Source organism: Sphingomonas adhaesiva, from assembly GCF_036946125.1.
Taxonomy (GTDB): Bacteria; Pseudomonadota; Alphaproteobacteria; order Sphingomonadales; family Sphingomonadaceae; genus Sphingomonas; species Sphingomonas adhaesiva_A.
The window spans coordinates 1,047,435-1,066,981 of sequence record NZ_JAQIJT010000002.1; the positions used below are offsets into that span (position 1 = coordinate 1,047,435).

The following is a 19,547-nucleotide window of genomic DNA, read 5'->3' on the forward strand; positions in this document are numbered from 1 at the left end:
CGTAAGCCGGGGTGACGCCGTTCTGCGAGCACGGTCGGAAATCCTGCTCGTTCCCCGGCGCAGGCGGGACCTTTGCAACAGGCTACACCGTGCTCCTGCGAAGGCAGGAGCCCAGAGTTGCAGTTCCAAAAAGGCGTTGTTCTGCGTGGCCCTGGGCTCCTGCCTACGCAGGAGCACGGCGTGGCGTCGATGCCGTTGCACCTGTTTTGCAAAGGCCCCGCGCAGGCCGGGGTCCGGCTGGGCAACATTGCGGGATCGTATGAGCCGATCGTCAGTGGATCGCTTCGGGTCGAGCCCGGGGTAACGGTGGCCTACTCGTCCCGCGTTTCCGTGATCCCCAGCAGCTTCAGCTTGCGGTGCAGCGCGGAGCGCTCCATCCCGATGAAGCTCGCCGTGCGCGAGATATTGCCCGAGAAGCGCCGGATCTGGACGCGCAGATACTCGCGCTCGAACGTCTCGCGCGCCTCGCGCAGCGGCGCTCCCATGATCGCGCTGGCGCCGGCCGCGCCGTCGTTCCCGCCCAGCACCTCGGCCGGCAGCAGGTCGAGGTCGATCCGCCCGATCCGGTCGCCCGGCGCCAAGATGATCGTCCGCTCCACCACGTTGCGCAGCTCGCGCACGTTGCCCGGCCAGTCGTAGGACTGGAGCGCGACCAGCGCGTCGGTCGCGATCTGCGGCACCGGCACGCGCCGCTCGGTCGCGTAATGCGCGACGAAATGCTCGACCAGCGCGGGGATGTCCTCGCGTCGCTCGGTCAGCGGCGGGATCGTCACCGGCACGACGTTGAGACGGTAATAGAGGTCCTCGCGGAACCGCCCCTCCGCGATCTCGTGCGACAGGTCGCGCGCGGTCGCGGAGACGACGCGCACGTCCACCTTCACCACGCGCGTGCCGCCGACGCGGGTGAAGCTCTGGTCGGTCAGCACGCGCAGGATGCGCGCCTGCGTCGCGGTCGGCATGTCCGCGATCTCGTCGAGGAACAGCGTGCCGCCGTGCGCCTGTTCGAGCAGCCCGGTGCGGACGAGGTCGCCCCCCTCCTCCACCCCGAACAATTCCTCCTCGACGCGCTCCGGGCTCATGCCCGCGGTGCTCGCGATCGCGAAATTGGCGTGCGCACGCTGGCTCCAGCCGTGGAGCAGCCGCGCGGCGACCTCCTTGCCGACGCCCGCGGGCCCCATGATGAGGACGCGGCTGCCGGTCCCCGCCACGCGCTTCAGCGTCGCGCGCACCGCGTTGATCGCGGTCGAGCTGCCGGTGAGGTCGGTCCCCCTGCCCGCCGCGGCGCGCAGGCTCGCGACCTCGGCACGCAGCCGCTCGGTCTCGGTCGCGCGCTCGACCATCAGCAGCAGCCGCTCGGCCTGGAACGGCTTTTCGATGAAGTCGGCGGCGCCTTTCCGGATCGCGGCGACCGCGGTGTCGAGCGTCCCGTGGCCGGAAATCACCAGCACCGGGATCGACGGATCGCGCCGCTTGATCTCCTCCAGCAGGTCCAGTCCGTCGAGCCGCGAGCCCTGCAGCCACACGTCGAGCAGCACCAGGCTGGGGCGGCGCGTCGCGATCGCCTCCAGCGCGGCGTCGCTGTCGCCGGCCATGCGCGTGTCATAGCCTTCGTCCTCCAGCACGCCCGCGACGAGTTCGCGGATGTCGAGTTCGTCGTCGACGACGAGGATGTCGATCGCCATGCTTATCCGATCCGGTTTCTGGTGAGGGCGGCGAGCGCGCGGTCGTCGTCCTGCATGGTGGCATCATCGCCGCTCGCCAGCCGCGCCAGCGGCGCGGTGTCGAACGACAGCGTCACGATCGTGCCGCCCCCGGCACGATCGGCGAAGGTCATCGTCCCCAGATGCTCCTCCACGATCTTCTTGACGATGGCGAGGCCCAGGCCCGTGCCCCGCGCGCGCGTCGTCATATAGGGCTCGACGATGCGGTCGCGCTCGACGGGCAGGCCGACGCCGTTGTCGCTGACGGCGATCGTCACGCGTTCGTCGGTCTGCCCCAGCGCCATCGTCACACGACCCTCGCTGGCATCGGCCGCCTCGACCGCCTCGACCGCATTCTTGACGATGTTGGTCAGCGCCTGGCCCAGCTGTCGCCGGTCGCATACCAATGCCGGGCCGGGATCGTCGTGGTCCAGCACGAAGCGGATGCCGGGGTGCGCGACCTCGTGCAGGAACATCGTCTGGCGCGCGATATCGACCAGCGACTCCTCGCGGAACACGGGTTTGGGCATCCGCGCGAAGCTGCTGAACTCGTCCACCATCCGCCGCAGGTCGCCGACCTGGCGCACGATCGTGTCGGTCAGCCGGCCGAAGGTCGTATCCCCTTCCTCCACCTTGCCGCCGTAGCGGCGCTGGAGGCGTTCGGCGGCCAGCTGGATCGGGGTCAGCGGGTTCTTGATCTCGTGCGCGATGCGCCGCGCGACGTCGGCCCAGGCGGCGCGGCGCTGATCGGTCAGCTGCTGCGTGATGTCGTCGAAGGTGATGATCGGCCCGGTGCCGTCCTGCGCGATCCGCACCGCGAAGGTGCGCGGCTCGCCATGCACCGCCAGCTGCACCGTCGCCTCGCGCGCACCGCCCTCCAGCATCGGGGCGAGGGCCGGGGCGACCTCCGCCAGCGGGCGGCCGACCGGCGATTCGTCCAGCCCCAGCAGCGTCTGTGCCGAGCTGTTGATGAGGCGGATGGTACGGTCGCTGCCGTCGATCGAGATGACGCCCGCCGATACCCCGGACATCACCGCCTCGATCAGCGCGCGACGATTGTCCAGCTGCGCATAGGCGGTCACCAGCGCCGTATTCTGCGTATGAAGCCTGGCCGTCATGCTGTTGAAGGCATTGGACAATGTCCCAAGTTCATCGCGCTCCAGCGTATCCGGCACCCGCGCCGACAGGTCGCCGCCCTCGACCCGCCGCGCCGCATCCACCAGCTCGCCCACCGGGCGCACCAGCCGATCCGCGACCGCCAGCGCGATCCACACCGCGACCCCGACGATCAGCAGCGACACGATCAGCAGGGCGGCGTTGAACTGGAGCTGAAGCGTGCGCGCGCGCGCCAGCAGCTGGCGATAATTGACCAGCGCCGCCTCGGCGCGCGCGGTCTGCGTCGTCATCTCCTTGGGATCGGTCACGCGCGCGGCATAGAGGTAGATGTTCTCCGCGCCCGGCAGCCGCGTGAAGACCTGGATCCGGTCGCCGGTGACGATCACCACGCTGCGCCGCTCGCCGTTCAGCCGCGCGATCGCGGCGGGGGTGATGAGCCGCGCCAGGTCGATCTCGTACGGATTGACCACCGCCAGCGTCTGAAGGCCCCCGCGCGGGTTCATCGCGAACAGCGCGCCCTCCGACAGGCTGCGATAATAGACCTGCCGCCCGAAGAAATCGGGGAAGCGGTTGCTGTCGATCGGCTGCTCGCGCAGGAACGCGGACAGATCGTCCGCCATCGTCACCGTCGCCTCGTCCCAGCGCTGGATGATCTGGTCGTAGGAGGTGCGGGTCAGCGACGCCGCATTCTCGAACATCCCGCGCGCGCGGTCGGAATACCAGAATTGCACGCCGTACTGGAACAGCAGCGACGCGAAGATCGTCACCAGCAGCGCCGGCACCGCCGCCACCACCGAGAACAGCAGCACCAGCCGCACGTGCAGCCGCCCCGCCCCGCCGATCGGCGAGCGCGCCGCGCGGCTGCGCGCGATGCGGCGGCCCAGCAGCATCAGCAGCGCGATCCCCGCCACCAGGTTGGCGACCAGCATGAGCGCGACGATTGGGGGCGCCAGCAGCCCCGCCGGATCGCCCTCGCCCTGCACGATGAAGTAGCTGCCGATCCCGATCCCCACCGCCAGGCTCAGCACCGCCAACTCAAGCGCGGGGGTCACGCGGAAGCGGGTTGCCGGTGCCGGTACGGCCAGGGAGGCAGGCGTCGCTTCCGCAGTCATTCGTCCCCCGCTACAACATCGGTGTTGCATGGAGAACACATATTTCGGCGGATCAGTCCTCCGCTGCGACGGGTGGGCGCGCGGTCGCGTCGATCCCCAGCACGTCGAGCCGCTTGCGCAGCGTATTGCGGTTCAGCCCGATCGCGCGCGCCGCGCGCAGCTGGTTGCCGCCGTGCCGCGCCAGCATCGCCTCGATCAGCGGGCGTTCCACCTCGCCGATGACGCGCTCGTAGAGCGAACCGTCCTCCAGCGAACGCGGCTCCTGCCGGGCGAGCCGGTCGATCAGCGCGCGCACCGCCACCTCCAGCCCCGGGTCGGGCGCTGCGGCCGGCGCGGGCGTCGCCGCCCCGCCCCCGATCGTCGCATACACCTCCGCCGCGCCGACATGATCGTCGCGCGACAGCGCCGCGAGCCGGCGCATGACGTTTTCCAGCTCGCGCACGTTGCCGGGCCAGTCATGCCGCTCCAGCACGTCGATCGCTGCGGCATCCAGCGTCTTGCGCGGCAGCCCCGCCTCCGCCGCGCGGTCCAGGAAGTGCCGCGCCAGCTCCGCCACGTCGCCGCGCCGCTCGCGCAAGGCGGGCAGCGCGATCGGCACGACGTTCAGCCGGTAATAGAGGTCCTCGCGGAATTGCCCCGTCGCGACCGCCTGGTGCAGGTCGCGGTTGGTCGCGGCGACGATGCGGACGTCGGCGCGGATCGTCCGCGCGCCGCCCACGGTGGTGAACTCGCCCGATTGCAATACGCGCAGCAGCCGCGTCTGCGCCTCGACCGGCATGTCGCCGATCTCGTCGAGGAACAGCGTGCCCCCCGCCGCCTGCTCGAACCGACCGGCGTTGCGCTGCGCCGCCCCCGTGAAGGCGCCGCGCTCATGCCCGAACAGCTCCGCCTCGATCAGCTCGCGCGGGATGGCGGCCATGTTGATCGGCACGAACGGCGCGGCGCGGCGCGCGCCCAGATCGTGGATCGCGCGCGCCACCAGCTCCTTGCCCGTCCCCGATTCGCCCGAGACGAGCACGGTCAGATCGTTGGAGACGACGCGCGCGATCACGCGGTACACCTCCTGCATCGCGGGCGAGCGCCCGATCAGCGGCAGCGAGGCGTCCTCGCTCGCCTCGTCCGCCGCCTCGCTCCCCGCCCGCCGGGCGAGCGCGGCGGCGACGGTGCGGGTCAGCGTGTCGAGATCGAACGGCTTGGGCAGATAGTCGTAGGCGCCCGCCTCGTTGGCGCGCACGGCGGTGGTCAGCGTGTTGCGCGCCGACAGCACGATGACCGGCAGGCCGGGATGATCCGCCAGCACCCGCGCCGCATTCTCGATCCCGTCGCCATCGGGCAGGACGACATCGGTCAGCAGCACCTGCGGCGGGTGGCTGCGCATCTCGCGCTCCAGCTCAGCCAGGCTGGCGGCGGTGCGCACGTCGTGCCCGGCGCGCCGCAACGCCTGCGCCACGACGGTGCGGATCGAATCGTCGTCGTCCACCAGCAGGACGCGGCCTGTCGCCCCGGACATCAGGCGCGCCGCAGCAGCAGGCGGAAGACGGTCTGATGCGGGCGTCCCTCGCGCGCATATTGCACGATCCCGCCCATGTCGCGGATCAGCTTGTCGACGAGCGCCAGTCCCAGCCCCTTGCCCTCGGGCCGGCTGGAGACGAACGGGTCGAACAGATGCTCGGCGATGTCGTCGGGCGCGCCCGGCCCGGTATCGATGACGCAGATCTCGATCGGCAGCGCCACGCGCGCGCCGTCCTTGCCCGCGGGCACGGTGATGCCGTGGCGGTACGCGGTCGCCAGCGTGATCTTCCGCTCGCCGCGATCGCCGAGCGCGGCGGCGGCATTCTTCAGCAGGTTCAGGATGATCTGGAGCAGCGCATCGCCATTCCCCATCGCCTGCGGCAGCGACGGGTCGTAGCGTTCCTCGATCGTGATGCCGCGCGCGAACCCCGCCAGCGCCACGCCGCGGGCATGCGCCAGCAGCGGGTAGATGTTGAGCGGTTCGACCGCGCGCGGGCGCGTGTCGGTGAAATCCTGCATATGGTCGATCAGCGCCGCGATCCGGTCGACCTCGGCGATCATCAGCCGGGTCAGTTCCTCCTGCGCCGCGCCGTCCGCGATCAGCTGCGCCGCGCCGCGGATGCTCGACAGCGGGTTCTTGATCTCGTGCGCCAGCATCGCCGCCGCCCCCACCGCGCTGCGTGCCGCCGCCGCGCGCTCGGAGGAGATGCCCAGCCGGCGCGAGGCGGCGGCATTGTGCAGCGTGATCGTGCGCCAGCCCGGATGGTCGACCACCTCGGTCTCGATCAGGTCGACGCGGATGCGCACCCCGCGCGGCGTCACCATCTCGGTATCGAACACGGCAAAGGCGTGGCCTTCGCGCCGCTGCGCGGGCTCGGGCAGGTTCAGGATCGTCTGCACCGGCTGCCCCAGCATCGCGCGCTCGGACAGGTTGAGCAGCGTCTCGCACTCGCCGTTCGCGCGCGCGACGCGGTCGTCGGGGTCGACCACCAGCAGCGCCACCGGCAGCGCGGCGAGCAGCTCCGCCTCGTCCGGGCCGCGCATCGACAGCATCACGCCGCGTCCTGCATCCGGTGCGGCGCGTAGAATTCGGCCAGCATCGCCTGCACGCGCCCCGCGTCGGGCTCCTGGTTCACCTTGTTGCGGAACTCCGCCGATTCGGCGATGCCCTTGGTGTACCAGCCGATGTGCTTGCGCGCCATATTGACGCCCGTCACGGTGCCATAGTGCGACAGCATGGCGTCGTAATGCTCGGTAATCACGCGATATTGCTCGTCGATCGACGGGTCGGGGCGTTCCTCCCCGGTCGCCAGCCAGTGCATCACCTGCCCCAGCAGCCACGGGCGCCCATAGGCGCCGCGCCCGATCATGATACCGTCGGCACCCGACTGCTCCAGCGCGGCCTTCGCATCCTCCACGCCGCAGATGTCGCCATTGGCGATCACCGGCACGCGCACCGCGTCCTTCACCCGGCGGATGAACGCCCAGTCGGCCGAGCCCTTGTACATCTGGTTGCGGGTACGGCCGTGGACCGTGACCATCTTCACCCCCAGGTCCTCCGCGATCCGCGCCAGTTCGGGGGCGTTCAGGCTGTCGTGGCACCAGCCCATCCGCATCTTGAGCGTCACCGGCGCATCGACCGCCGCGACCACCGCGCGGATCAGCTCCGCCGCCAGCTTCAGGTCGCGCATCAGCGCGGAGCCGGCGTCGCCGTTGGTCACCTTGCGCACCGGGCAGCCCATGTTGATGTCGATGATCGCCGCGCCCCTGTCGCGCGCCAGCTTCGCCGCCTCGCCCATCTCATAGGGCGTGCAGCCGACCAGCTGCATCGACACCGGCTCCTCCGACAGGTGCCAGGCCGCCTTCTGGATCGACTGGCGCGTCTCGCGGATCGCGGCCTGGCTGGCGATCATCTCGGTCACGTTCAGCCCGCTGCCGTAGCGGCGCACGAGCGTGCGGAACGGCTGATCGGTGACGCCGGTCATCGGCGCGAGCACGACCGGCTGGTCGATCCGCACCGCGCCGATCTGGATGGGGGAAAGCCGTTGCATCACATGACTGCCTGAAAAACGGGCAGGTAGTCGACGCGCGACGCTCTGGCAAGGCGCGCGCGGAACCGCTAGGCGCGGCGCGCATGACAAATGTCGCCCTTATCGTCGCCGCCGGCACCGGCTCGCGCAGCGGCAGCACGCTGCCCAAGCAGTTCGCGCCCGTCGCGGGCCGCGCGATGCTGGCGTGGAGCCATGCCGCGCTGTCGGCACACCCCGCGATCGACCGCGTCCTGGTCGCGATCGGCGCGGGGCAGGAGGCGTTGCTGGAGGCCGCGGTCCCCGGCGCCGCCGCCGTGACGGGCGGCGCGACGCGGCGCGACTCGGTCGCGGGCGGGGGCTCGCGGCGCTGACCGGGCCGGGGCGAATCCTGGTGCACGACGCCGCGCGCCCCTTCCTGTCGGCCGCGGTGATCGATCGCCTGCTCGCCGCGCTGGACGATCATCATGCCCGCGATTCCCGTGCTGCCGGTCGCCGACACGCTGGTCGACACCGCCGGCACGGTCGTACCCCGTGCCGGCCTGCACCGCGTCCAGACCCCGCAGGCGTTCCGTCTCGACACACTAGCCGCCGCGCACGCCGCGTGGGCGGGCGGAGAGGCGACCGACGATGCGCAGATGGTCCGCGCGCTGGGCCATGACGTGGCGCTGATCGAGGGAGATTCGATGCTCGAGAAGATCACCTATCCTGCCGATTTCGCGCGCGCGGGGGCCGCCGTGGAGACGCGCTCCGCCAGCGGCCTTCGACGTCCATCGCCTGGAGGATGGCGAGGAGCTGTGGCTCGGCGGCGTGCTGATCCCGCATCATCAGGGGCTGTCGGGGCACAGCGACGCCGATGTCGCGCTCCACGCCATCACCGATGCGGTGCTCGGCACGATCGCGGCGGGCGATATCGGCACGCACTTCCCGCCCAGCGACCCGCAGTGGCGCGGCGCGGAATCGGGCCGGTTCCTTGCCCATGCGCGCCGCCTGGTGGAGGCGAAGGGGGGCCGCATCACCTTCGTCGACCTGACGCTGATGTGCGAGGCGCCGAAGATCGGCCCGCACCGTGCCGCCATGCAGGCGCGCATCGCGGAACTTCTCGGCCTCACGACCGATCGTGTCAGCGTGAAGGCGACGACGACCGAGCGACTGGGCTTTACCGGACGCGGCGAGGGGATCGCGGCGCAGGCGGTCGCGACCGTCACCGTGCCGCTGGTCGCTGCATGAGGGCGGCGTTCGCGCTCGCCGCCGCCGCGCTGCTCGCCGCGCCCCCGGCGCTGGCGCAGACGCCGTGCCTGTCGTCCGCCGACGCCGAGTCGATCGCGCTCGTGGCGATGCCGGAGATCATCCGCGACGCCGGGCGCGTCTGCGCCGCGCTGCCCGCGCGCAGCCTGCTGCGGCGCATCGACGGCCCGTTCCTCGCCAAATATGACGCGGAGGCGGACCGCGCCTGGCCCGCGGCGCGTACCGCCATCGCGAAGCTCAGCGATCCCGCGGTGGAACTGCTGCTGATGAGCGATTATGCCCGCACGATGCTCACCTCGATCTTCGCGCCGCAGATCACCGGCCGGATCCAGCCGGCCGACTGCCCCACGCTGGACCGGCTCGCCACGTTGCTGGAGCCGCTGCCCGCGCGCAACACCGCCGGGATCGTGGTGGCGACGCTGCAATATCTGAAGGCGGAGAAGGCGCGGGGCAAGCCGGCCAGCATCCCCGACCTGCCGGTCTGCCCGGCCGACGCGAAATGAGCGACCTCACCCTTCCCGCCGCGCTGGTCGACGCCGCGCGCCGCGTGGTGGAGGCCAACCGCGCCGCCGGCCGCCGCATCGCGGTGGCGGAGAGCTGCACCGGCGGGCTGGTGTCGGCCGCGCTCACCGAGATTCCGGGCTCGTCGGATGTGTTCGAGGCAGGCTTCGTCACTTATTCCAACGAGGCCAAGCGCAAGCTGCTGGCGGTCAGCGGCGACGTGCTCGATACGTTCGGCGCGGTGTCGATCGCGGTCGCCTGGAGCATGGCACAGGGCGCGCTGGCGAAGTCCGACGCCGATGTCGCGGTCGCGATCACCGGCGTCGCCGGTCCCGGTGGCGGCAGCGAGAAGAAGCCGGTCGGCACCGTCGTCTTCGCCCGCGCCGAGCGCGGCGGCGACCCGGCGGACGTGGTCGCGGACAAGCGCTTCTTCGGCGACCTGGGCCGCGGCGGGGTCCGGCTACAGGCGGCGCTGTGCGCGCTCGACCTGCTGCTGCCGCCGGAACCCACCTGACCCCCCTCCCTTTCAAGGCAGGGGTCGGGGGTGGGTGGAGGCCGGGTGACACGGCTTCCCATGTCCCCGCGGCATCCATATCGCGAGCACGCCACCCAACCCCCAGCCCCTCCCTCGAAGGGAGGGGGGCAGGAGCTCACACCGCCCGCAGCGCCTGCTCCATGTCCGCGATCAGATCGTCGGCATCCTCCACCCCGATCGAAATCCGCACCAGATTGTCGGTGATGCCCAGCGCCCGCTTGCGCGCGTCGGGCACCGACAGATGCGTCATCGCGGCGGGCGCGCTGGCCAGCGTCTCGGTTCCGCCCAGGCTCACCGCCAGCTTGGCGATCCTAAGCGCGTCGAGGAAACGGAACGCCTCCGCCTCGCCGCCCTTCAGATAGAGCGAGAAGGTCGACCCGCCCCCGCTGCAATGCCGCCGATAGATGTCCGCCTGCCGCCCCTCCGCCTCGGCCAGAAAGCCCAGATACCCGACATGCTCCACCTTTGGGTGGTCGCGCAGATAGGCGCAGACCCTGGCGGCATTCTCGCCCGCGCGGCTCATCCGCAGCTCCAGCGTCTCCAGCGAGCGCAGCAGCATCCACGCGGTGTTGGGGTCGCAGATGGTGCCGATCGTGTTGCGCATCGCGCGGATCGTGTCCATCAGCGCCTTCGACCCCAGCACCCCGCCCGCGACCAGATCGGAATGACCCCCGGCATATTTGGTCAGGCTGTAGACGACCGCATCCGCTCCCTGCTGCAACGGCTTGGCCCACAGCGGCCCCAGGAAGGTGTTGTCGATCGCGATCGGCGGCTTCTCCGCGGCGTTCGCGAAGATCGCGTCGCGGCCCGCCGCCACCGCCTCCACGTCGACCAGCGCATTGGTCGGATTGGCGGGGCTTTCCAGATAGATCAGCGCGACCCGCCCCGATGCCGCCTTGGACAGGACGGCATCGATCTCGTCGCGCGTGGCGCCCGCCGGAAAGTCCAGCCAATGCACCCCGAACCGCCCCAGCACGCGCGCGATCAGCGTTTCCGTCGCGGCGTACAGCGGGCCGGAATGGACGATCGTGTCGCCCGGCCGCACCAGCGACAGGAACAATGTCGCGATCGCGGCCATGCCGCTGGAGAAGATCAGCGCATCCTCCGCGCCTTCCCAGATGCCGAGCCGATCCTCCAATATCTCCTGGTTCGGTCCGTTGAAGCGCGAATAGACCAGACCTTCCGCGCCGCCCGGACGCTTGCCCGTCACCCCTTCGAAATGGCGCTTCCCCGCCGCGGCATTGGGAAAGACGAAGGTGGAGGTCAGGAACACCGGCGGCTTCAGCGCGCCCTCGGACAGCGCGGGGTCGTAGCCGTGCCCCATCATCAGCGTCGCGGGTTTCAGCCTGCGCCCGCCGATCGTGTCCGTCTCCGGCTTGGGCGACACCCGCGCCACCTCGACCCCGGTCAGCGCATCTTCGGTCGGTTCGTCCACGGTCATTGCGCCCGATAGGGGGTGAACGATCCCAGCGCGCAGCTGCCGGTCGGCATCCCGGGCGGCACGCTGACCGTCTGCGCGATGTCGCCGCGGCACAGTCTGGACTGGAACTGCCGCGTCACCAGCACGTCGCCGCGCGCGACCCCCTGACACCCGCCGGTGCTCTGGTTGACGTAGACCAGCTCGTTGCTGACCCGGTAGATCAGCTTGTCGCCGTATGCCGACAGCGACGGCGGGTCGAACCGCGTGTCGATGCAATCGACCGGCTTGCCCGGCGTCTTGCCCGCGATCAGCTTCTGATACTCCGCCTCGGGCGTCTCGCGCCCGGCATGCGCGGTGCCGACCGCCACGGCGCTCAGCGCCGCCGCGACCGCGAAATGGGTGAGGAACCGCATGTCACTCTCCATGAACGTGTCCGCTTCAAACCAACGTCACCCGGAACTTGATCCGGGGTCCCGCTCCTTCCGGGTCGAGAGGGAGAAAGCGGGACCCCGGTTCGAGGTCGGGGTGACGGCTGGAACGTCACCCCTTGAACGCGTCCTTCCCCGCACGCAGCCGCGCCAGTTCCTCCGCACTCCCGGCACGCAGGAACGGGTTCGTCGCCCGCTCCGCCCCGATCGTGGTCGGCACCGTCGCCTCGCCCTCCGCGCGCTGCGCATCCACCTGCGCCATCCGCTCGACCAGCGCCGCATTCGCGCCGTCCACCGACAGCGCGAACCGCCCGTTCGACTGCGTATATTCGTGCCCGCAATAGACCGCGGTGTCGTCCGGCAGCGCGGCGAAGCGCTGCATATTGGCGAACATCTGCGCTGCGTCGCCCTCGAACAGGCGCCCGCACCCCATGGCGAACAACGTATCCCCGGTGAAGATCACGCCGTCCGCGACGAAGTGGAACGCGATATGCCCCGCGGTATGCCCGGGCACCGTCATCACGCGCGCCTCGTGCGCGCCCAGCGACACCGTATCGCCCTCGCCCACCCCGTCGTCCAGCGTGTCGATCCTGGCGCGCTCTGCCTCCGGCCCGGTCACGCGCGCGCCGGTCGCGGCCTTGATCGCGGCGTTCCCGCCGACATGATCGGGGTGCCAGTGCGTCGCCCAGATCGCATCGATGGTCCAGCCGCGCGCGGCGGCGGCGTCCAGCACCGGCTGCGCCTCGCCGGCGTCGACCACGAGCGTCCGCCCGCTGTCGGCATCGTGCACCAGCCAGCTGTAATTGTCGCTCAGGACGGGGAGGCGAACGATCTCCAGCACGTCACCACGTCCCCGTGTTCGGCATCGACACCCACGGTTCGGCGGGTTCCAGCACGCCGTCCTGCAACAATTCGATCGAGATGCCGTCCGGCGTCTTCACGAAGGCCATGTGCCCGTCGCGCGGGGGGCGGTGCACGATATGCCCCGCATCCAACACCCGCTGGCAGGTCGCGTAGATGTCGTCGACGCGGTACGCCAGATGCCCGAAATTGCGTCCCCCGGCATATTCCTCCGGGTCCCAATTGTAGGTCAGCTCCACCTCGGCACGCGCGCGCTCGCCCGGTGCCGCCATATCCTCCGGCGCGGCCAGGAAGATCAGCGTGAACCGCCCCTTCTCGTTCTCCATCCGCCGCACCTCCTTCAGCCCCAGCAGCTCGAAGAAGGCGATCGTCGCGTCGGGATCGGTGACGCGGATCATCGTGTGCAGGTATTTCACTGGGTCGCCTCCGGAAATTGCTTCAGCGCATTGGCGGCCGAACGCCCGGCGGGGGCATCGGGTGCCAGCCGCACCGCCTCGCGCCACGCCGCCGCCGCCTTCGTCGCATCCCCCGACTGCGCGGCGATATTGCCCGCCTCCAACTGGACCGATGCATCGTCGGCCGACCGCCGCAGCGCCTGCGCGATATCGGCGCGCGCGCGGGTGATGTCGCCCTGCCGCCGCGCCAGCGTGGCGGAGAGCAGCCACGCGAGCGGATCGTCTCCCGCGCCGAGCAGCGCCTGGTCCAGGTCGGTGCGCGCGGCCTTCACGTCCCCCACCGCGACCAGCGCCCGCGCGCGGTCCAGATACGCCTCTCCGCGCGGCAGGCCGGTGAGCGTCCCCGCCGCCAGCGCGGCATCCAGCGCCTGCCGCGCCTTCGTCGCGTCACCCGCCGCCAGCCAGGCATTGCCCGATTGCGCCCAGTAATCGGCGGCCGCCGGGTCCTTGGCCAGTTCCGCCGCCCGCGCGGCCTCCGCGAAGACGACGGCCGCCTCGGAGAAGCGGTCCTGCCCCACCAGCGCCAGTCCCAGGCACTGGCGCAGCCGCGGGCTGGCCCCGATCGCACCGCGCGCGACCTGCTCCGCCGCCGCCGGATCGCGCCGCGCCTGTGCCAGGCACGCCTGCTCCGCGGGCGCCAGCGCCTGGGCGGCGATCCATGCCAGCAGCATCATGGCACCACATCCTCGACCGCGCGGATCAGCATCGCGATGTCATCCTCGCGCGACAGGCGGTGGTCGCCGTCCTTCACCAGCCACGTCTGGACGTGCGGCGAGCGGAAGAGCTCCGCCAGATGCACCGCCCGGTGCCACGGCACGTCCGGATCCTGCTGCCCCTGCAACAGCCGCACCGGGCCGTCGAAGGCGATCTGTGCGCCGTGCATCAGCCGGTTGGCCTCGCCCGACTGCCAGAAGCGGCGCGTGTAGACGGTCGGCTGCGGACCGTAAGCGTTGGGGCGCTCCAGCCGGCCATATTGCAGCAGGTACAGTTTCTCCTCCTGGCTGAACCCCCAGTCGGTGAAGTCCGGGGCCGGCGCGACCCCCACCAGCGCGGAGACGCGCTCCGGGCGCGTCAGCGCGGCGAGCAGCATGATCCACCCGCCCATCGACGAGCCGACCAGCACCACCGGCCCCTGCACCGCATGGTCGATCATCGACAGCGTATCGTCGCGCCAGTCGGCCAGCGACTGATCCTCGAACGCGCCCTCGCTCGCGCCGCAGCCGCCATAGTCGAACCGCAGGAACGCCCGCCCGCTCGCCTTGGCCCACGCCTCCAGCGCCAGCGCCTTCGTCCCGGTCATGTCGCTGGCATAACCGGGCAGGAAGATGACGGTGGGGCCGCGCCCCTCGGTAAGATGATAGGCGAGCCGCGGACGCGCGGGCGGGGTCAGGTCGTTCATCCCCCGCGACATAGTCACGCCGTTCGCGTCCGGGAAGCGAGCGCGGCCACCATCTCACCCGCCAGCAGCGTCAGCGTGTCGTCCCGTGCCCCCATCACGACGATCCGGTCGCCCGGGCGGGCCTGTGCCACGCAATGCGCGGCCGCCGCCGCGCGATCGGCGATATGGATCGCCTCGCGCCCCGCCAGCGTCACGTCGTGCACCACGTCCGCGCTGCCGACCTCGCGCGTCACCGTGCCCCCCTGATATACCGGGTCCGGCAGGACCAGCAGATCGCCGTCGCCGAGCTTGGCCGCGAACATCGCCGCCAGTTCGGCGCGCATCACCTTCAGCGGGCCGTACCCGTGCGGCTGGAACAGCGCGATGACGCGCCCCGGAAAGGCGTGCAGCGTGTCCAGCGTGGCCGCGATCTTGTCGGGATTGTGCCCGAAATCGTCGATGACCGCGACGCCGCCCCCCGCGCCGACCATGTCGAACCGGCGCCGCAGCCCCGAAAAGTGGGCAAGGCCATCGATCGCGCGGTCCAGCGGCACGCCCGCCGCCAGCACCGCCCCCAGCGCGGCGAGCGCATTGGCGACATTGTGCCGCCCCGGCACCCGCAACGCGACGCGGCCCTGCCCCACACCACCGCGCGCCAGGTCGAACGACACCGCGAACGGCGCCTCCTCGATCGCGCCCACATACAGGTCGGCGCTCGCGTCCTGCACCGAAAAGCGCGTCACGCGGTCGCGCGGCAATGTCATCGCCAGCCTTGCGGCATCCGCATTGTCGGCGTTCACCACCGCGTGTCGCGCGCGCGACAGGAACCCGCCGAAGAGCACGTTCAGCTCCTCCAGCGACTTGTGGTCCAGGCTGACGTTGTTCAGCACCGCCACCTGCGCGCGATACAGCGCGATCGACCCGTCGCTTTCGTCGACCTCGCTGACGAAGGCATCGCCCTGCCCCACCAGCGCGCTGGCGAAGGGGCGGTCGGGGGCGGCGAAATCCTTCATCACCGCGCCGTTCATGACCGTCGGATCGGCCCCGGCGCGATGCAGGATCGTCGCGATCATCCCCGTCACGGTCGACTTGCCGCTCGTTCCCGCGACCCCTACGGCCAAGCGACTGGCGTTGAACAGCGCCGCGTTGAGCCCGGCGCGCGTCATTCGCCGGCAGCCGAGCCGCGCGGCGGCGACCATATCGGCCACCGTCTCCTCGACCGCGGCGGAGGCGACGACGACCTGCGCCGCATCGGTGATGCCGCTGCCGTCCTGCGGGAACAGCGCGATGCCCCGTGCGCGCAGCTCGTCGAACTTCGCTGGCACCCGCCCCTGATCCAGCCCGCGGTCGCTGCCCGCCACCTCCGCGCCACGCCCTTGCAGGATCATCGCCAGCGGCATCATCCCCGATCCGCCGATACCGACCAGGAAGAAGCGCTGGCCGCGCACGTTGCCGTCATGCATGACGCGGGGCTATCGACGTTTCGGCGCCGGGTGGCAAGTTGTGCGGGAAGGGTCGGACATGCGGATCGGAGTATTGGCGGCCAGCAGCGTGGCGAATCCGGACGTCATCGCCCCCGTCTCCGCCTTCGCCGCGATCGCCTACCCCGACGTCGACCTCGTCTTTCACCCGCAATGCTATGCGAACGACGGGCATTTCGCGGGATCGGACGCGGTGCGTGCCGCCGCGTTCCTGCAATATGCCAACGATCCCGCGTTCGACGCGATCTGGTTCCTGCGCGGCGGCTACGGCTCCAACCGCATCCTGTCGACGATCATGCCGCAGCTGGGCGCGGCGGCGCGGACGAAGGCGTATCTCGGCTATTCCGATGTGGGTTTCCTGCTGGGCGCGCTCTACGCGCGGCGGATCGGCCATCCGGCGCACGGGCCGATGTGCGCCGACATCCGCCGCACGCAGGGGGATCAGACGGTCGCCCGCGCGCTCGGCTGGATGGCGCGACGCGACCGCACCGCGCTCGAACCCGCGCTCGACAACCGCCCCAGCGCCGCCTTCAACCTGTCGATCCTGACCGCGCTGATCGGCACTCCCTATCTGCCCGACCTCGCCGACCATGTCCTGATCGTGGAGGAAGTGTCGGAGGCGATGTACGCGGTCGACCGGATGCTGTTCACGCTCGGCAATGCCACGCAGCTGCGCTCCGTCGCCGGCGTGCGCCTGGGTGCGGTCAGCGCGGTGAAGGACAACGAGCCGGCGTGGAACGAGCCGCTCGACGACATGATGACGCGCTGGTGCCGCGACCTGGGCGTCCCCTATCTCGGCCGCGCGCGGATCGGCCACGTTCAGGACAATTGGGTCGTCCCCTTCGGCGTCGCCTGACGCCGGTCGAGCGACGACAGCGAAAAACCTCCCGGCTTCAGCCGCCTGGCGCCTCCTGCGGATGATGCGGGGTCAGGATCAGCGTCTGCCCCTCGACCCGCAACGATTTCAGCCGCGACAGAAAGTTCATCCCCAGCACGTCGACGTCGCCGAAGGCGGGCGACACCACCACCGCCAGGTCGCGCGCGACCACGTTGCCGAAGCGCAGCTCCGCCACCTCCCCCGTCTCGGCGCGGATGGTTCCGTTGGCGGTCTTCAGCATCACCGGAAACATCGCGGGCTTCACCTCGACGCCCGCGGCCTGCGCCGTCCCGGGCGACAGCGCGGTGATCGTGGCGCCGCTGTCCACCAGCAACCGCCGTTCGACCGCGCCGATCCGCGCCCGGACGTAGAAATGGCCGTCCGGGCTCATCCGGATGCGCGTCTCCCCGCCCGCGACCTGCTGGCTTTCGATGTTCAGCGCCGCGGCGACGCGCGCGAACCACGGATCGAACCGCTCGCGCTCGACCACCAGCACGAACAGCAGCCCTGCGACCACGACCCAGATCGCGACGCTCACCAGCGTCCGCAGCACCGGGACCCGCCGCGCCGCCAGGCTGGCGAGGAACAGCGCACCCAGCAGCATGTAGAAGTGCGGGTTCGCGGTCATCTCCGTCGGCATGACGGACATATAGGATGGCGCCTCCCGCCCCGCTACGCTATGGAGCGCGCGTGATGACGATCGCACCGCTCACCACCAGCACCCGCTGACGCGCGCGCCGCCCGGCGCGACCGCGCACGGGTGCCCCCTTTTCGTCGTTCCCCCATGGCGCTACGCCGCCTCCCGCACAGCACGCAGGAAGACCTTCGATGGAAATGCTCTCGATCACGCTGCCCGACGGTTCGGTCCGCGAGGTCGCCTCCGGCACCACCCCCGCCGACATCGCCGCCGCGATCGGGCCCGGTCTCGCCAAGGCGGCGATCGCCGCGCGGGTGGATGGCGAACTGCGCGACCTGTCGCGTCCGCTCACGTCGGACGCCGCGCTGGCGCTGGTCACGCAGAAGGACGAGGCCGATGCGCTGGAACTGGCGCGCCACGACTTCGCGCACGTCATGGCGGAGGCGGTGCAGCATCTCTTCCCGGGCACGCAGATCACCTTCGGCCCCGCGACCGAGGATGGCTTCTACTACGACTTCGCGCCGAAGGATCGCCCGTTCACCGACGAGGACCTGCCCGCGATCGAGGCCGAGATGCGCCGCATCATCGCCAGGAACGAGAAGTTCACGCGCGAGGTCTGGTCGCGCCAGCAGCTGATCGACACGTGGAAGGCGCAGGGCGAGACGTTCAAGGCCGAATGGGCCGCCGAACTGCCCGAGGGTGAGGAGCTGACGATCTATCGCCAGGGCGCGTGGCTCGACATGTGCCGCGGCCCCCACATGCCCTCGACCGGGCGGCTCGATCCCAACGCCTTCAAGCTGACGCGCGTGTCCGGCGCCTATTGGCGCGGCGATCAGAAGAACGCGATGCTCAGCCGCGTCTACGGCACCGGCTGGCTCAGCAAGAAGCAGCTCGACGCGCATCTGACGATGCTGGAGGAGGCCGCCAAGCGCGACCATCGCAAGATCGGCGCGGAGATGGACCTGTTCCACCTCCAGCCGGAGGCGCAGGGCTCCGTCTTCTGGCACCCCAAGGGCTATATCCTGTGGCGGCAGATGGAGGCGTATATGCGTCGCCGCCTCGACGCCGCCGATTATGCCGAGGTGAAGACGCCGCAGCTGATGGACGCGCGCCAGTGGGAGCAGTCCGGCCATTGGGGCAAGTACCGCGAGAACATGTTCGTCGTGCCGGACGAGATTCCCAATACCGAGGATGAGGGCGCGGTCATCAGCGGCGATGCCGACATGATGGCGCTGAAGCCGATGAATTGCCCGGCGCACGTCCTGATCTTCAAGCAGGGGATCAAGTCCTACCGCGACCTGCCGATCCGCATGGCGGAATTCGGCTGCTGCCATCGCAACGAGCCGCATGGCGCGCTCCACGGCATCATGCGCGTCCGCCAGTTCACGCAGGACGACGCGCATATCTTCGTGCGCGAGGATCAGCTGGTCGAGGAGGTGCGCAAGTTCTGCGAGCTGCTCCACTCGGTCTATCAGGATCTGGGCTTCACCGATTATGCGGTGAAGCTGGCGCTGCGCCCCGAGAAGCGTTTCGGCTCGGACGAGATGTGGGACACGTCGGAGCAGGAACTGCGCGAGGCGGTGCAGGCGTCCAACCTGCCGGACGACATCAAGGCGAAGTTCGAGGAGTTGCCGGGTGAAGGCGCCTTCTACGCGCCGAAGCTGGAATTCCACCTGACCGACGCGATCGGCCGGACGTGGCAGGTCGGCACGATCCAGTCGGACCGCGTCCTGCCCGACCGGCTCGACGCGAGCTATGTCGGGGAGGACGGCAACCGCCATCGCCCCGTCATGCTCCACCGCGCGATCCTGGGCACGTTCGAGCGGTTCATCGGCATCCTGATCGAGCATCACGCCGGGCGCTTCCCGCTGTGGCTGTCGCCGGTGCAGGCGGTGGTGGCGACGATCGTGTCGGATGCCGACGATTACGCGCACGAGGTCGCGGCGAAACTGCGGGCGGCGGGCATCCGCGTGGACACCGACCTGCGCAACGAGAAGATCAATTACAAGGTGCGCGAACATTCCGTCGCCAAGGTGCCCAACCTGCTGGTGGTCGGAAAGCGCGAGGCGGAAGAGGGCAAGGTCGCCCTGCGTCGCCTCGGCAGCCAGGCGCAGACCTTCCTGACGCTCGACGAGGTGGTGGCGATGCTGCGCGACGAGGCGCTGCCGCCGGATTGTCGCTGACGGCATCTTTCAAAATCATCCACGATGCCCTATGTTCGCCGGGCAACCGCTACAGGAGACATACCCATACGTCCGC

Annotated in this window: 17 protein-coding genes and 1 pseudogene; 5 read left to right on the plus strand and 13 right to left on the minus strand. The window is 70.4% G+C overall.

The features are described from left to right. Positions 1–311 precede the first annotated feature (311 nt). The 5 genes from ntrX to dusB are packed head-to-tail and all read right to left on the minus strand — an operon-like array spanning position 312 to position 7,491. Positions 312–1,682 carry a nitrogen assimilation response regulator NtrX gene (gene ntrX, locus PGN23_RS11185; protein WP_335302951.1) on the minus strand — a complete coding sequence of 457 codons (1,371 nt, stop codon included), beginning with the start codon at positions 1,680–1,682 and terminating at the stop codon, positions 312–314. Between the two features lie 2 nt (positions 1,683–1,684). Beyond that, positions 1,685–3,928: a sensor histidine kinase gene (locus PGN23_RS11190; protein ID WP_335302952.1), complete on the minus strand. Its 2,244-nt coding sequence runs from the start codon at positions 3,926–3,928 to the stop codon at positions 1,685–1,687. Between the two features lie 52 nt (positions 3,929–3,980). Then, complete coding sequence (gene ntrC / locus PGN23_RS11195; RefSeq protein ID WP_335302953.1) at positions 3,981–5,438, minus strand: nitrogen regulation protein NR(I); 1,458 nt, start codon at positions 5,436–5,438, stop codon at positions 3,981–3,983. After that, on the minus strand, positions 5,438–6,493 hold the full coding sequence (locus PGN23_RS11200) for a two-component system sensor histidine kinase NtrB (protein ID WP_335302954.1): 1,056 nt from the start codon (positions 6,491–6,493) through the stop codon (positions 5,438–5,440). Before PGN23_RS11200 ends, ntrC begins: the two co-directional genes overlap by 1 nt. Then, positions 6,493–7,491, minus strand: a complete 999-nt coding sequence (gene dusB, locus PGN23_RS11205; protein ID WP_335302955.1) for a tRNA dihydrouridine synthase DusB — start codon at positions 7,489–7,491, stop codon at positions 6,493–6,495. The genes PGN23_RS11200 and dusB overlap by 1 nt, the downstream gene beginning before the upstream one ends. Before the next feature lie 83 nt (positions 7,492–7,574). On the opposite strand from dusB, the pseudogene PGN23_RS11210 reads away from it, so the two are divergent. The 3 genes and pseudogenes from PGN23_RS11210 (at position 7,575) to PGN23_RS11220 (ending at position 9,730) form a co-directional block, all read left to right on the plus strand. After that, positions 7,575–8,697, plus strand: a pseudogene (locus PGN23_RS11210) (bifunctional 2-C-methyl-D-erythritol 4-phosphate cytidylyltransferase/2-C-methyl-D-erythritol 2,4-cyclodiphosphate synthase). Then, a complete protein-coding gene (locus PGN23_RS11215) occupies positions 8,694–9,218 on the plus strand; it encodes a hypothetical protein (RefSeq protein ID WP_335302956.1) in 525 nt (174 codons plus the stop codon). The pseudogene PGN23_RS11210 and the gene PGN23_RS11215 overlap by 4 nt, the downstream one beginning before the upstream one ends. Beyond that, positions 9,215–9,730, plus strand: a complete 516-nt coding sequence (locus PGN23_RS11220) for a CinA family protein (RefSeq protein WP_335302957.1) — start codon at positions 9,215–9,217, stop codon at positions 9,728–9,730. Before PGN23_RS11215 ends, PGN23_RS11220 begins: the two co-directional genes overlap by 4 nt. A 136-nt stretch (positions 9,731–9,866) precedes the next feature. On the opposite strand, the gene PGN23_RS11225 is transcribed toward PGN23_RS11220, so the two are convergent. The 7 genes from PGN23_RS11225 to PGN23_RS11255 form a co-directional block, all read right to left on the minus strand. After that, on the minus strand, positions 9,867–11,192 hold the full coding sequence (locus PGN23_RS11225; protein ID WP_335302959.1) for a cystathionine gamma-synthase family protein: 1,326 nt from the start codon (positions 11,190–11,192) through the stop codon (positions 9,867–9,869). Beyond that, positions 11,189–11,584, minus strand: a complete 396-nt coding sequence (locus PGN23_RS11230; RefSeq protein ID WP_335302960.1) for a hypothetical protein — start codon at positions 11,582–11,584, stop codon at positions 11,189–11,191. The genes PGN23_RS11225 and PGN23_RS11230 overlap by 4 nt, the downstream gene beginning before the upstream one ends. Positions 11,585–11,711: 127 nt before the next feature. After that, positions 11,712–12,440 carry a hydroxyacylglutathione hydrolase gene (gene gloB / locus PGN23_RS11235; protein ID WP_335302961.1) on the minus strand — a complete coding sequence of 243 codons (729 nt, stop codon included), beginning with the start codon at positions 12,438–12,440 and terminating at the stop codon, positions 11,712–11,714. Between the two features lies 1 nt (position 12,441). Further along, positions 12,442–12,876, minus strand: a complete 435-nt coding sequence (locus tag PGN23_RS11240; RefSeq protein WP_335302962.1) for a VOC family protein — start codon at positions 12,874–12,876, stop codon at positions 12,442–12,444. Further along, positions 12,873–13,589 carry a tetratricopeptide repeat protein gene (locus tag PGN23_RS11245; RefSeq protein WP_335302963.1) on the minus strand — a complete coding sequence of 239 codons (717 nt, stop codon included), beginning with the start codon at positions 13,587–13,589 and terminating at the stop codon, positions 12,873–12,875. Before PGN23_RS11245 ends, PGN23_RS11240 begins: the two co-directional genes overlap by 4 nt. After that, on the minus strand, positions 13,586–14,314 hold the full coding sequence (locus PGN23_RS11250) for an alpha/beta hydrolase (protein ID WP_335302965.1): 729 nt from the start codon (positions 14,312–14,314) through the stop codon (positions 13,586–13,588). The genes PGN23_RS11245 and PGN23_RS11250 overlap by 4 nt, the downstream gene beginning before the upstream one ends. 14 nt (positions 14,315–14,328) lie before the next feature. Next, positions 14,329–15,756 (minus strand): glutamate ligase domain-containing protein, encoded by a 1,428-nt coding sequence (locus PGN23_RS11255; protein WP_335302966.1) that lies wholly within the window; start codon positions 15,754–15,756, stop codon positions 14,329–14,331. A gap of 58 nt (positions 15,757–15,814) precedes the next feature. Between PGN23_RS11255 and PGN23_RS11260 the strand changes: the two genes are divergently transcribed. Further along, the gene (locus PGN23_RS11260; protein WP_335302967.1) at positions 15,815–16,630 is read left to right on the plus strand and encodes an LD-carboxypeptidase; all 816 of its coding nucleotides are present in this window, start codon (positions 15,815–15,817) and stop codon (positions 16,628–16,630) included. Between the two features lie 37 nt (positions 16,631–16,667). On the opposite strand, the gene PGN23_RS11265 is transcribed toward PGN23_RS11260, so the two are convergent. Beyond that, positions 16,668–17,279: a retropepsin-like aspartic protease family protein gene (locus tag PGN23_RS11265; RefSeq protein WP_335302968.1), complete on the minus strand. Its 612-nt coding sequence runs from the start codon at positions 17,277–17,279 to the stop codon at positions 16,668–16,670. Between the two features lie 206 nt (positions 17,280–17,485). On the opposite strand from PGN23_RS11265, the gene thrS reads away from it, so the two are divergent. Continuing rightward, on the plus strand, positions 17,486–19,471 hold the full coding sequence (thrS, locus tag PGN23_RS11270) for a threonine--tRNA ligase (protein WP_335304580.1): 1,986 nt from the start codon (positions 17,486–17,488) through the stop codon (positions 19,469–19,471). The last annotated feature ends 76 nt before the right edge of the window (positions 19,472–19,547 follow it).